Source organism: Nonomuraea sp. NPDC049607, assembly GCF_040675375.1.
In the GTDB taxonomy this organism is placed as follows: Bacteria; Actinomycetota; Actinomycetes; order Streptosporangiales; family Streptosporangiaceae; genus Nonomuraea.
In genome coordinates this window covers 69781-82276 of record NZ_JBFAOV010000029.1, presented here as the reverse complement: position 1 = coordinate 82276, position 12496 = coordinate 69781, and the positions used below count along the sequence as shown (strand labels likewise).

10 protein-coding genes are annotated in these 12496 nt (G+C 71.0%); 3 read left to right on the top strand and 7 right to left on the bottom strand.

The window, feature by feature from the left end; genetic code table 11:
• Positions 1–57: 57 nt before the first annotated feature.
• On the top strand, positions 58–1077 hold the full coding sequence (gene add / locus AB0J97_RS38630) for an adenosine deaminase (protein WP_364098449.1): 1020 nt from the start codon (positions 58–60) through the stop codon (positions 1075–1077).
• A gap of 80 nt (positions 1078–1157) precedes the next feature.
• Here add and pgl read toward each other — a convergent pair whose 3' ends face one another.
• The 6 genes from pgl to tkt are packed head-to-tail and all read right to left on the bottom strand — an operon-like array spanning position 1158 to position 9297.
• Positions 1158–1931, bottom strand: a complete 774-nt coding sequence (pgl, locus tag AB0J97_RS38625; RefSeq protein ID WP_357705747.1) for a 6-phosphogluconolactonase — start codon at positions 1929–1931, stop codon at positions 1158–1160.
• A 28-nt stretch (positions 1932–1959) separates the two neighbouring features.
• Positions 1960–2874, bottom strand: coding sequence for a glucose-6-phosphate dehydrogenase assembly protein OpcA (locus AB0J97_RS38620; RefSeq protein WP_357705748.1), 915 nt, complete (start codon positions 2872–2874; stop codon positions 1960–1962).
• Positions 2874–4475: a glucose-6-phosphate dehydrogenase gene (gene zwf / locus AB0J97_RS38615; RefSeq protein ID WP_357705749.1), complete on the bottom strand. Its 1602-nt coding sequence runs from the start codon at positions 4473–4475 to the stop codon at positions 2874–2876. Before zwf ends, AB0J97_RS38620 begins: the two co-directional genes overlap by 1 nt.
• 1 nt (position 4476) lies before the next feature.
• Positions 4477–6093, bottom strand: coding sequence for a glucose-6-phosphate isomerase (locus AB0J97_RS38610; protein WP_364098444.1), 1617 nt, complete (start codon positions 6091–6093; stop codon positions 4477–4479).
• The gene (tal, locus tag AB0J97_RS38605; protein WP_364098441.1) at positions 6090–7181 is read right to left on the bottom strand and encodes a transaldolase; all 1092 of its coding nucleotides are present in this window, start codon (positions 7179–7181) and stop codon (positions 6090–6092) included. Before tal ends, AB0J97_RS38610 begins: the two co-directional genes overlap by 4 nt.
• A gap of 7 nt (positions 7182–7188) precedes the next feature.
• The gene (tkt, locus tag AB0J97_RS38600; RefSeq protein WP_364098438.1) at positions 7189–9297 is read right to left on the bottom strand and encodes a transketolase; all 2109 of its coding nucleotides are present in this window, start codon (positions 9295–9297) and stop codon (positions 7189–7191) included.
• A 257-nt stretch (positions 9298–9554) separates the two neighbouring features.
• Here tkt and AB0J97_RS38595 point away from each other — a divergent pair, with 257 nt between their 5' ends.
• Positions 9555–10499, top strand: a complete 945-nt coding sequence (locus tag AB0J97_RS38595; RefSeq protein WP_357705753.1) for a heme o synthase — start codon at positions 9555–9557, stop codon at positions 10497–10499.
• A 115-nt stretch (positions 10500–10614) separates the two neighbouring features.
• Positions 10615–11811, top strand: a complete 1197-nt coding sequence (locus AB0J97_RS38590) for a PrsW family intramembrane metalloprotease (protein ID WP_364098435.1) — start codon at positions 10615–10617, stop codon at positions 11809–11811.
• On the opposite strand, the gene AB0J97_RS38585 is transcribed toward AB0J97_RS38590, so the two are convergent.
• Positions 11781–12494 carry an ElyC/SanA/YdcF family protein gene (locus tag AB0J97_RS38585; RefSeq protein WP_357705755.1) on the bottom strand — a complete coding sequence of 238 codons (714 nt, stop codon included), beginning with the start codon at positions 12492–12494 and terminating at the stop codon, positions 11781–11783. The two genes, AB0J97_RS38590 and AB0J97_RS38585, sit on opposite strands and share 31 nt — an antisense overlap.
• Positions 12495–12496 lie beyond the last annotated feature (2 nt).

Below are 12496 nucleotides of genomic sequence, written 5' to 3'. Positions count from 1 at the left end.
TGAAATTTCACCCCTTTCCCTGTTTTAGGGCGAAATCTCAGGCTTATGGTCGTCGCCATGACCATCGACGCCTTCATCGACGCGCTTCCCAAGGTGGAACTGCACGTACATCTGGTCGGCTCGGCCTCGGTAGCCACCGTGCTGGAGCTGTCCCGTCGCCACCCCGGAAGCGAGGTCCCGACCACCGAGGAGGAGCTGCGCCGCTTCTACACCTTCCTCGACTTCCCTCACTTCGCCCGCGTGTACCAGGCCGTCAACAGCCTCGTCCGCGAGCCCGAGGACGTCGCCACCCTCGTCCTCGGCCTGGCCAAGGACCTCGCCTCCCAGGGCGGCCGGTACGCCGAGCTCCAGGTCACCCCGTACGCCCACCACGTGGTCGGGATGCCCATGCGCGAGGTGACCGAGGCCCTCGACCTGGCCGCCCGGCGTTCCCTGACCGAGCATGGCGTGGAGATGGCCTACATCTTCGACATCCCCGGCGAGTACGGCGAGGAGTCCGCCCGGGTCACCGTCGAGCACGCCCTGAGCGAACCTCCCGCCGCATTGGTAGGTTTCGGCATCGGAGGCATCGAACAGGAGCGTCCCAAGTACCGCGACGCCTACCGCGACGCCTTCTCCGCCGCACGCGCCGCCGGCCTGCACAGCGTTCCGCACGGCGGCGAGATGAGCGGCCCCGAGACGATGTGGGAGGTCATCGAGGGTTACGGCGCCGAGCGCATCGGCCACGGCATCAACTGCCTGTCCGACCCCCGCCTGGTCGCCCACCTGCGCGAGACCCAGCTCCCCCTGGACGTCTGCCCCACCTCCAACGTCTGCACCGGCCAGGTGCCCGACCTCGCCGCCCACCCGCTGCCCCGGATGCTGGAGGAGGGCCTGTACGTCACCCTCAACAGCGACGACCCGCCCATGTTCGGCACCACCCTGGCCGGGGAGTACCGGGCCGCCGCCCACGTGCTCGGCCTGGGCGCCCCCGAACTTGCACAACTCGCCCGCAACGCTGTCAACGCCTCCTACCTGGCCGCCGACCGCAAGCAGACTCTCCTCAAGGAGATCGACACCCTCACCACGACCGCCTGACCGCCGCCGGAGCCGCCGGTCGCGCAGCGGAGGTACGGCGGGACGTTCGCCTGTACCCCCGCTCCCGACCCCCTCTGACCTCAGGGGGAGGCCAGGCGGCCCAGCTCTGGGGGGATCTTGCCGGCGGCCGCGCGGTCCAGGAGGAACAGGGTGCCGGCTCGGCCGCGGGCGGCGGCGGCCGGCACCTGGACGGGGCCCGAGTCCGACAGCGCCAGGCGTACCGCGCCCGACTTCTCCTCGCCGGCCGCCACCACCCACACCTCGCGCGCCGCCTGGATGGCGGGCAGGGTCAGGGAGATGCGGGTGGGGGGCGGCTTGGGGGAGCCGTGCACGGAGACGACCGGGCGGGTGTCGTACAGGGCGGGCATGCCGGGGAACAGCGAGGCCACGTGCGCGTCGGGGCCCATGCCGAGGAGCATGACGTCGAAGGCCGGCACCGGGCCGTGGTCCTCGGGGCGGGCCGCGGCGCGCAGCTCGGCGGCGTACGCGTCGGCCGACTCCTCGGCCGTCAGGCCCGAGTCGGGGCCGCGCATGACGTGGACCCGGTCGGGGTCCAGGTCCACGTGGTCGAGCAGCGCCTGGCGGGCGCCGGTCTCGTTGCGTTCCTTGTCACCGGTGGGCACGAAACGTTCGTCGCCCCACCAGACGTCCAGGCGCCGCCAGTCGACGGCGTCGCGGGCGGGCGTGGCGGCGATGGCGGCCAGCGTGGCGATGCCGACCGTGCCGCCGGTCAGCACGATCGAGGCCGACCCCCTGGCCGACTGCACGTCGACCAGGCGCGTGATGATGCGCGCCGCCACGGCCTTGGCCAGGACGTCGGCGTCGCGGTGCACGACAACGTTGGGAACGCTCACGACACTTCTTTCTGGAGTGAAGGGGGGGTCAACCCTTGTACGAACGGGCGAAACGCTTGACGGCGGCCTCGTAGACCTCGTCGCTGTCCAGCCGCCGCAGTTCCTCGGCCATCAGCTCGGAGGTGTGCCGCCTGGCCAGGGCCACGTTCCGGTCGGGCTGACCGGGACGCGACAACGTGGCCAGCCGCGCGTCGGAGCGCACGACCGTCAGCTCGCCTTCGCTCACCTGCAGCCGCACGGCGGTCAGGCCGGGACCGGCCGACTCGGCCACCTTGACCGGCGCGCCCAGTCGCTCCGACAGCCACGCCGCCAGCAGCGACGCGCTCGGGTGGCCGGGGCTGCCCTCCACCACGCCCTTGCGCACCTTGCCCACCGGCTGGTCGAACGCGGCGGCCAGCAGGCTGCGCCACGGCGTCAGCCGGGCCCACGACAGGTCGGTGTCGCCGGGGGCGTAACCCTTGGCCCGGGTCACCAGCGACTTGACGCCGCCGTTCTCGAAGCCCTTGGCGTCGGTGATGCGCCGCTGGGCCAGGGCGCCGATCGAGTCCTTGGACGGCACGTCGGGCGCCGCGCCCGGCCACCAGGCCACCACGGGCGTGTCGGGCAGCAGCAGCGGGCTGACCACGGAGTCGGCGTGCTGGGTCAGCTCGCCGTACAGGCGCAGCACCACGACCTCGCCGGGGGTGTTCTCGCCGATGCGCAGCTCGGCGTCGAGCCGGTTGGGCTCGGCCTCCTCGCGCTTGATCACCACGATGATGCGCGAGGGGTGCTCGCGGGCCGCCTCGGTGGCGGCGCGCAGCGCGTCGTACTGGTGGCGCTCCTCGGAGACCACCACGAGGGTCAGCACCATGCCGATGGCGGGCGCGCCCATCTGGTGGCGCAGCAGCATGAGCTGCGCCGAGATCTTGCCGGCCGTCGTGTCCGACAGCATGAAAGTCGTCACTAGAGTCTCCTCCACACGCGGCCGTCGCGCGCCATCATCGCGTCGGCCGACTCCGGGCCCCACGAGCCCGACTCGTACCCCTCGGGCTGTCCCTGCGTGGCCCAGAAGTCCTCGATCGGGTCGAGGATCGTCCAGGACAGCTCGACCTCGCGCTGGTGCGGGAAGAGCGGCGGGTCGCCGATCATGACGTCGAGCAGCAGCCGCTCGTACGCCTCGGGCGAGGACTCCAGGAACGACTCGCCGTAGGCGAAGTCCATCGACACGTCGCGCACCTCCATGGCGGTGCCCGGGACCTTCGACCCGAACCGCACGGTGATGCCCTCGTCCGGCTGCACGCGGACGACCAGGGCGTTCTGGCCCAGGATCTCGGTGTCGGTCTTGCTGAAGGGAAGGTGCGGCGCCCGCTGGAACACCACGGCCACCTCGGTGACCCGGCGGCCCAGCCGCTTGCCGGTACGCAGGTAGAACGGCACCCCGGCCCACCGCCGGTTGGCGATCTCCAGCTTGATCGCCGCGTACGTCTCGGTGATCGACTCGGCGGGGATGCCCTCCTCCTGGAGGTAGCCGACGACCTTCTCGCCGCCCTGCCACCCGGCCGCGTACTGGCCGCGGGCCGTGTTGAGCCCCAGGTTGGACGGCAGCCGCACGGCCTTGAGCACCTTCTCCTTCTCCCGGCGCAGCGCCGAGGCGTCGAAGGAGGTCGGGTCCTCCATGGCGACCAGCGCGAGGAGCTGGAGCAGGTGGTTCTGGATCACGTCGCGGGCCGCGCCGATGCCGTCGTAGTAGCCCGCGCGCCCGCCGATGCCGATGTCCTCGGCCATGGTGATCTGCACGTGGTCGACGAAGCTGCGGTTCCAGATGGGCTCGTACAGGTTGTTGGCGAAGCGCAACGCCAGGATGTTCTGGACCGTCTCCTTGCCCAGGTAGTGGTCGATCCGGAAGATCGAGCTCTCCGGGAACGCCGAGTTGGTGATCTCGTTCAGCTCGTGGGCCGACTTCAGGTCGTGGCCGAACGGCTTCTCGATGACCACCCGCCGCCACGACCCCTCGGGCGCGTCGGACAGCCCGGTGCGCTTGAGCTGCTCGACCACCACGGGGAAGAACTTGGGCGGCACCGACAGGTAGAAAGCGTAGTTGCCGCCCGTGCCACGGGTCTGGTCGATCTCCGCCAACGCCATCGCCAGCGCGTCGAAGGCTCCGTCGTCGGAGAACTCGCCCGGCACGAAATGGATGCCTTCGAGGATCTGCTTCCAGACCTCCTCGCGGAACGGCGTACGCGCGTGCGCCTTGACGGCGTCGTGCGTCAACTGGGCGAAGTCCTGGTCCTTCCAATCGCGCCTGGCGAAACCGACCAGCGAGAAACCGGGCGGCAGCAGGCCGCGGTTGCCCAGGTCGTAAATGGCCGGCAACAGTTTGCGCTTGGCCAGGTCGCCCGTCACGCCGAACAGCACCAGCACGCACGGCCCCGCCACCCGCGGCAGCCGCTTGTCCCGTGGGTCGCGCAACGGGTTGGCCTCCGCGACCTCCAATGTCGTGGCGGTGTTCGCCACGGCCGCCGCCACCGCGACGACCTCTTCCTCAGGAGATGCCTGATCAGTCATCTCAAACCTCCTGTGCGGCTGCGAGCAAATGCGCGACACCCGTCGCGCGGTCCGTCAAATGCAGGCGTACGGCGGGCCGTCCGCGGGTCTCCAGCGAGGCCAGGTCGCCCAGCGCCTGCGCGAGCTGGAGCCGTCCCAGCGTGTACGGCTGTCCCGGGACCGCGACGTCGTCGGTCACCGCCCCGGTGATCTGCAGGAACACGCCGTTCTGCGGCCCGCCCTTGTGGTACTGGCCGGTGGAGTGCAGGAAACGCGGCCCCCATCCGAACGTCACCGGCCGGTTGGTGCGGATGGCGAGCAGGGCGCGCAGCGTGGCGGCGTCGGCCATCATCCACGCGTCGGTCATCTGCTCGAAGTCGGCCCCCTCGGGCATGGGCGCGTCGAAGGCGGCCAGCCGGTCGAGATAGGCCATCACGGTCAGGTAGCCGTCGTGCGGGATGGCCTTCAGCAGCTCGGCCAGCACGCCGGGCAGGTCGTGCGACCGGACCGCGCCGTAGACCTCGACGGGCCCGTCGACCAGCGTGGGCGCGCCGAGCGGCAGGTCGGGCAGGGCCAGCAGGGCCGCGGTGTTCTCCTTGGACTCGGCCACGTTCGGCTGGTCGAACGGGTCGATCTCCAGCAGCAGCCCGGCCACGGCGGTCGCGTACTCCCAGACCAGGAACTGGCCGCCGAGCGGCCCGTCGACGCGTACGGCGCCGTCGTCGGACTCGATCGCGACGATCAGCTCGTCGTGGGTGTGGTTGGGGTCGGCGTTGACGATGGGCAGGATGCCCCTGCCCTGCTTGCCGGTGGACTCGGCGACGAGCTGCTCGATCCAGTCGGGCAGCCCGTTGATGCCGGAGAGCTGGTCCTCCAGGACGAGCTTGTCGCGCCCGGCCAGCGCCGCGCCGCCGAGCGCCGCGCCCAGGTCGAGCCCGGGGTTGCCGACGTCCTGCGACAGCAGCGGCAGCACCTCCTCGGCATCGTCCAGCAGCCGTTCGACGTCGGCCCCGGCCAGCGCGCTGGGCACCAGCCCGAACGCCGACAGCGCCGAGTAGCGGCCGCCCACGTCGGGAACGGCCAGGACCAGGTGGTAGCCGCCGTCGATCGCCCGCTGCTCCAGCGGCGAGCCGTGGTCGGTGACGACCACGATCCGGTCGGCGGGCGCAATGCCCGCCTCGGTGAAGATCTGTTCGTAGATGCGCAGGTGGCAGTCGGTCTCGACGGTCGAGCCGCTCTTGCTGGCCACCACCACGACCGTGGACTCCAGCAGGTCGTCCAGGGCCCGCCTGACCTGCGCGGGGTCGGTCGTGTCGAGCACGGTCAGCGGCACGTCGGCGGTCTGGCAGATCACCTCGGGAGCCAGCGACGAGCCGCCCATCCCGACCAGCACCACGTTCGTCAGGCCCTCGGCCCGCGCCCGCTCCACGAGCTTGCCCAGCTCGGGAAGGAGCTCGCGGGAGGTGCGCGGCAGCGTCAGCCAGCCGAGCCGGACCGCCGCCACCGCCTCGGCGTCCTCGCCCCACAGCGTGGGGTCGCCGCCGGCCAGCCGCGCGGGCACGCCGTCGGCGACGAGGCGCCCCGCGACGGAGGAGGCGGCCGCGGCCACCCCCTCCTCGCGGTAGGACACCTCGATCATGGCACCAGATTCTTGGTGACGCTTTCGAGCAGCTCGTTCCAGGACGCCTCGAACTTCTCGACGCCCTCCTCCTCCAGCACGCGCACCACGTCGTCGTAGTCGATACCGGCGTCCTTGAGCGCGGCCATGGTGTTCCAGGCCTGCTCGTAGAAGGGGCGCACGGTGTCGCCGGTGACCTGGGCGTGGTCGGCGGTGGCGTCGAGGGTCTTCTCCGGCATCGTGTTGACGGTGCCGGGGGCGACGAGCTGGTCGACGTACATGGTGTCGGAGTACTCGGGGTTCTTCACCCCGGTCGAGGCCCACAGCGGGCGCTGCGGACGGGCGCCCGCGGCGCGCAGGCGCTGCCAGCGCTCGGAGCTGACGACCTCCTCGTAGGCGGCATAGGCCAGGCGCGCGTTGGCGATGCCCGCCTTGCCCTTCAGCTCCGGCTTGCCGAGCTGGTCGAGCCGCTTGTCGATCTCGGTGTCGACGCGGCTGACGAAGAACGAGGCCACCGACTCGATCGCGGCCAGGTCGAGGCCCTTGGCCTGCGCGGCCTCCAGACCGGCCAGCCAGGCGTCCATGACCGCGCGGTAGCGCTCCAGGGAGAAGATCAGCGTGACGTTGACGCTGATGCCCTCCGAGAGCGCCTGCGTGATCGCGGGCAGGCCCTCAAGGGTGGCCGGGATCTTGATGAACAGGTTGGGCCGGTCGACCATCCACCACAGCGCCCTGGCCTCGGCCACGGTCTTCTCGCTCTCGCGGGCCAGACGTGGGTCGACCTCCAGCGAGACGCGGCCGTCTACGCCGTCGGTGGCGTCGTAGACCGGGCGCAGCACGTCGGCGGCCCAGCGGATGTCGTACGTGGTGATCGCGCGTACGGCCTCCTCCACGGTGACGCCGCGTACGGCCAGGTCGTGGAGCTGGGCGTTGTAGGCGTCGCCCTTGCTGAGCGCGCCGGCGAAGATCGTCGGGTTGGAGGTGACCCCGACGACGTTCTTGTCCCGGATCAGCTGCTCAAGGTTGCCCGTGCGCAGCCGTTCGCGGCTGATGTCGTCGAGCCAGACGGAGACGCCCTGGCCGGACAGCTTGTTGAGGTTGTCGCTCATCTTCTTCTCAGTTTCCCGTCGTCTCGCCCTTGTCCTGACCCAGCTTGGCGAGGCTCGCCTTGGCCGCCGCCGCCACCCGCTCGGCCGTGAGCCCGAACTGCTCGTACAGCGTCCTGTACGGCGCCGAGGCGCCGAAGTGCTCCAGGCTGACCACTTCGCCGCACTCGCCGACGAACTGGTGCCAGCCGAGCGCGACGCCGGCCTCGACCGCGACCCGAGCCCGGATCGCGCTCGGCAGGACGGTCTGCCGGTAAGCGGAGTCCTGCCCGTTGAACCACTCGACACACGGCATCGACACCACGCGTGTGGAGATGCCCTGCGCCTCCAGCAGCTCGCGGCCCTGGACGGCCACCTCGACCTCGCTGCCGGTGGCGATCAGGATCACGTGCGGCTGGCCGTCGGAGGCCTCGCGCAGCACGTAGCCGCCGCGGGCCACGCCGTCGGCGTTGGTGCCCTCGTAGACCGGCACGTTCTGCCTGGTCAGAGCCAGGGCGGCGGGACGGTCGGTGTGCTCCAGGATCGTCTTCCACGCGTACGCGGTCTCGTTGGCGTCGGCCGGGCGGACGACGTCGAGGCCGGGGATCGCGCGCAGCGCCCACAGGTGCTCGATCGGCTGGTGGGTGGGGCCGTCCTCGCCGAGGCCGATGGAGTCGTGCGTCCACACGTAGGTGACCGGCAGCTTCATCAGCGCCGCCAGGCGCACCGAGGGCCGCATGTAGTCGGAGAAGACCAGGAACGTGCCGCCGTACGGGCGGGTGCCGCCGTGCAGGGCGATGCCGTTGAGGATCGCGCCCATGGCGTGCTCGCGGATGCCGAAGTGCAGCGTGCGGCCGTAGCGGTTACCGGGGAAGTCCTTGGTCTGGTACTCCTCGGGGATGAAGGACGGCTCGCCCTTCATCGTGGTCAGGTTCGACTCGGCCAGGTCGGCCGAGCCGCCCCACAGCTCGGGCAGCACCGGCGCCAGCGCGCCCAGCACCTCGCCGCTGGCCTTGCGGGTGGCCATCGAGGAGCCGGTCTCGAACTCGGGCAGGGCCGTGGCCCAGCCGGCGGGCAGCTCGCGGTGGGAGATGCGGTCGAACTCCTTGGCCCGCTCGGGGTTGGCCAGGCGCCATTCCGCGTATCCCTTGTCCCACTCGGCGCGGTCGGCGCGGCCGCGGGCGACCACCTCGCGGGCGTGCTGGAGCACCTCGGCCGAGACGTCGAAGCTCTTGGCCGGGTCCATGCCCAGGATCTCCTTGGTCGCGGCGATCTCCGCCTCGCCCAGGGCCGCGCCGTGGATCTTGCCGGTGTTCTTCTTGTTCGGCGCCGGCCAGCCGATGATCGTGCGCAGCCGGATGAACGAGGGCCGGTCGGTCTCGGCCTTGGCCGCCTCCAGCGCCTCGTAGAGCGCCTGGACGTCCTCCTCGTACTCGCCGCCGGCGGTCCAGTCGACGCTCTCGGTGTGCCAGCCGTAGGCCTCGTAGCGCTTGACGACGTCCTCGGACTTGGCGATGAGGGTGTCGTCCTCGATGGAGATGTGGTTGTCGTCGTACACGACGACGAGGTTGCCCAGCTTCTGGTGGCCGGCCAGGGCGCTGGCCTCGTGGCTGATGCCCTCCTCGATGTCGCCGTCGCTGACGAAGCACCAGATGTGGTGGTCGAACGGCGAGGCGCCGCGCTCGGCGTCGGGGTCGAACAGGCCACGCTCGCGGCGGGCCGCCATCGCCATGCCGACCGCGTTGCCCAGACCCTGGCCGAGCGGGCCGGTGGTGGTCTCGACGCCGGCGGTGTGGCCGTGCTCGGGGTGACCCGGCGTCAGGCTGTCCCACTGGCGCAGGCGGCGCAGGTCGTCGAGCGTGAGGCCGTAGCCGGACAGGTAGAGCTGGATGTAGAGCGTCAGGCTGGTGTGGCCGCACGACAGCACGAACCGGTCGCGGCCCGCCCAGTTGGGGTCGCTCGGGTCGTGGCGCATCACGCGCTGGAACAGCAGGTATGCGGCGGGGGCCAGGCTCATGGCGGTGCCGGGGTGACCCGAGCCCGCCTTCTCCACTGCGTCCATCGCCAGGGCCCGGACGACGTCGACGGCCTTCTTGTCGAGGTCGGTCCACTCAAGGGCTGGCACGAGTTCGGTGCTCAAGTGCTCGATCTCCGGAATCTAGTTGTCATTTGGCAGTACCTGTTGGCTATCCCGCCCACACGGGACCCTAACCGAGTGGAGCTGGCGATCGATTCCCATTCCACCCTCGCGTGTCCACGAATGGCTCAAGCCCCCCATTGGCCGGACCGTCCGGCCCTGCGACTACAGTTTGTTTGTTCGCAGAGGCGTCACGGCGCCACTCATCGATCCGCTCCAATCAGAGGTTACGCGTTGACTCCGCACAGGCTGGAAGCGCCTTGACGGTGCTGACCAACAGGCAGGCCACGGCCCCCTCGACCGAGTCCGGGGCGCCGCGCACGTTCGGCATGGTCGTGAAGGCCTACGTCGCGCTCACCAAGCCGCGGATCATCGAGCTGCTGCTGATCACGACCCTGCCGGTGATGTTCCTCGCGGCCGGCGGCCTGCCGCCGCTGTGGAGGTCGGTCGCCGTCATGGTGTTCGGCACCCTGTCGGCGGGCAGCGCCAACGCGCTCAACTGCTACGTCGACCGCGACATCGACCAGAAGATGCGGCGCACCCGCCGCCGGCCGCTGGCCAGGCACCAGGTGTCGCCGCGCGGCGCGCTGGTGTTCGGGATCGTTCTGGGGATTTTGTCCACTGTTGGCCTGTGGGTCACCACCAATTGGCTGGCAGCGGTGCTGTCCACCGGCGCGATCCTGTTCTACGTGATCGTCTACTCGATGATCCTGAAGCGGCGCACCGCCCAGAACATCGTCTGGGGCGGCATCGCGGGCTGCATGCCGGTCATGATCGGCTGGGCGGGCATCACCGAGCGGCTCGACTGGGCGCCCCTGGTGCTGTTCGGCGTGGTGTTCTTCTGGACGCCGCCCCACACCTGGACCCTCGCCATGCGCTACAAGGAGGACTACGCGGCGGCGAAGGTGCCGATGCTGCCGGTGGTGGCCACCGAGCGGCGGGTGATCCTGGAGTCCGTGGCCTACACCTGGGCGACCGTGCTGTGCTCGCTGGCGTTGTGGCCGGTGGCCGGCACCACGCTGTTCTACCCGGTCGTCGCGGCGGTGCTCGGCGTGGTCTGCCTGTGGGAGGTCCACCGCCTGCTGGCCCGGCTCAACGCCGGCAGGAGCGGCGTCGACCTGCGCCCGATGCGGTTCTTCCACTGGTCCAACGCCTACCTCGCGCTGCTCTTCCTCGCCGTCGCGATCGACCCGCTGCTGGCCTGATCCCGTGCCCGCCGTCCGCGACGCCGCCGGAGCGCGTGTCCGCAGGGTGAGGAGTGGCTGTCCCGCGCGGGCGGCCCACACGGGCACCGGCCCTTCGATCCGTTAAAGTCACGGTATGGCGACCCGTGATCCACGCTGGGTGTTGAAGGACCGCCCGTCATTCGCGTTGATCACCGGGCTGGTCCTCACCGGCATCTGCGCCCTGGTCTCGTTCTCCTTCGACGTGATCAACGGCGAGCCGGTGCAGTTCTTCATCGCGCTCGTGCTCGCCCTGGCGCCGGTGCCGCTGCTGCTGGCCGCCGTGCTGGCGCTCGACCGCATGGAGCCCGAGCCGCGCAGCAACCTGATCTTCGCCTTCGCCTGGGGCGCGGGCATCGCCGTGCTGGTCGCCGGCGCGATCAACTCGCTCAACCTCCACTACTTCATCGACACCGCCAAGCTCTCGCCGACCAGCGCCCGCAACCTGGCCGCCACCTTCGGCGCGCCGGTGGTCGAGGAGACGATGAAGGGCCTGGTACTGCTCGGCCTGCTCAAGTTCCGCAGGGCCGAGCTCGACGGCCCCACCGACGGCATCATCTACGCCAGCATGGTCGGCCTCGGCTTCGCCATGAGCGAGAACGTCAGCTACTACCTGTCGGCGCTCAACGGCAACGGCGTCAGCAGCCTGGCCGTCACCGTGGTGCTGCGCGGCGTCCTGTCGCCGTTCGCCCATCCGCTGTTCAGCTCGATGATCGGGGTGGCCGTCGCGTACGCGGCCCAGCGCGAAGGGCCCGAGCGGGTCTTCCTGGTGCTGGCCGGCTGGTCGGGGGCGATGATCCTGCACGGCCTGTGGAACGGCCTGGCCTCCTACGGCGGCTTCCCCGGGCTCGTGGTGGCCTACCTGGCGCTGCTGGTGGTGCTCGTCGTGCTGATCGGCGTGGTGTTCAGGGACCGGCGGCGCATCGTCGCGCTCATCCAGACCTACCTGCCGCCGTACGAGCCGACCAAGCTGGTCGGGGCGGCCGACATCTACATGTTGTCCACGTTCGCCAGGCGCCGCCAGGCCAGGCAGTGGGCCAGGGCCTACGGCGGCAAGAAGGGCGTGCGCGCGATGCGCGACTACCAGCTCGCCGCCACCGAGCTGGGCCTGCTGCACGAGCGGGCGGCCCGCCACATGGTCGACGAGCAGGCCTTCCACGAGGAGCAGCGCGCCCTGCTGGAGTGCATGAGCACCGCCCGCGCCGACTTCCCGGTGCCGCCCGTGCACGCCCGCCGCATGTCCAGGGGCACCCCGCCGCCCGGCTACGCGCCCGGCGCGCCGCCGCCGCGCTGAGCCAGGATCTCGGTCAGCGAGACCTCGCGCGGCCCGGGGTAGACCGGGTCGGAGTGCAGCAGCAGCGCGTCGACGACGGCCTTGCCGGTGGCCAGCAGCTCGCGGGTGGCGTAGACGTACGTGGTGGCCGCCCACTGGCGGGTGGAGTCGTCGCCCACGCCGAACGTCTCCAGCCCGGCCGTCCGGCACAGCGCCACGGCCCTCGGCAGGTGGAAGACCTGGGTGACGACGGTGACGCGTTCGGCGCCGAACACCCGGCGGGCCCGTACGCAGGAGTCCCAGGTGTCGAATCCGGCGTAGTCGAGCACGATCACGCCCGCCGGCACGCCCCTGCGTACCAGGTAGTCGCGCATGGCGGTGGGCTCGTCGTAGTCCTTGCGGCTGTTGTCGCCCGACAGCAGCAGCGCGCGCACCTTGCCCGCCCGGTAGAGCTCGGCGGCGACGTCGAGCCGCCGGGCCAGCATGGGCGTGGGCTGCGCGCCCCACAGGCCCGCGCCGAGCACCAGCGCGGCCTGCGTGGACGGCACCCGGCCCAGCCAGCCGCCCGTGTCGGCCACCACGCGGTGGGGCGAGCTGTCGAGCCAGGCCCACGTCATGGGCGCCAGGGCGAGCACGCTGACCAGCACCAGCCCCTGGTACGCGCGGCGCAGCAGCCTGCGCGAGAGCCTAGGAAGTCGCAGCACAC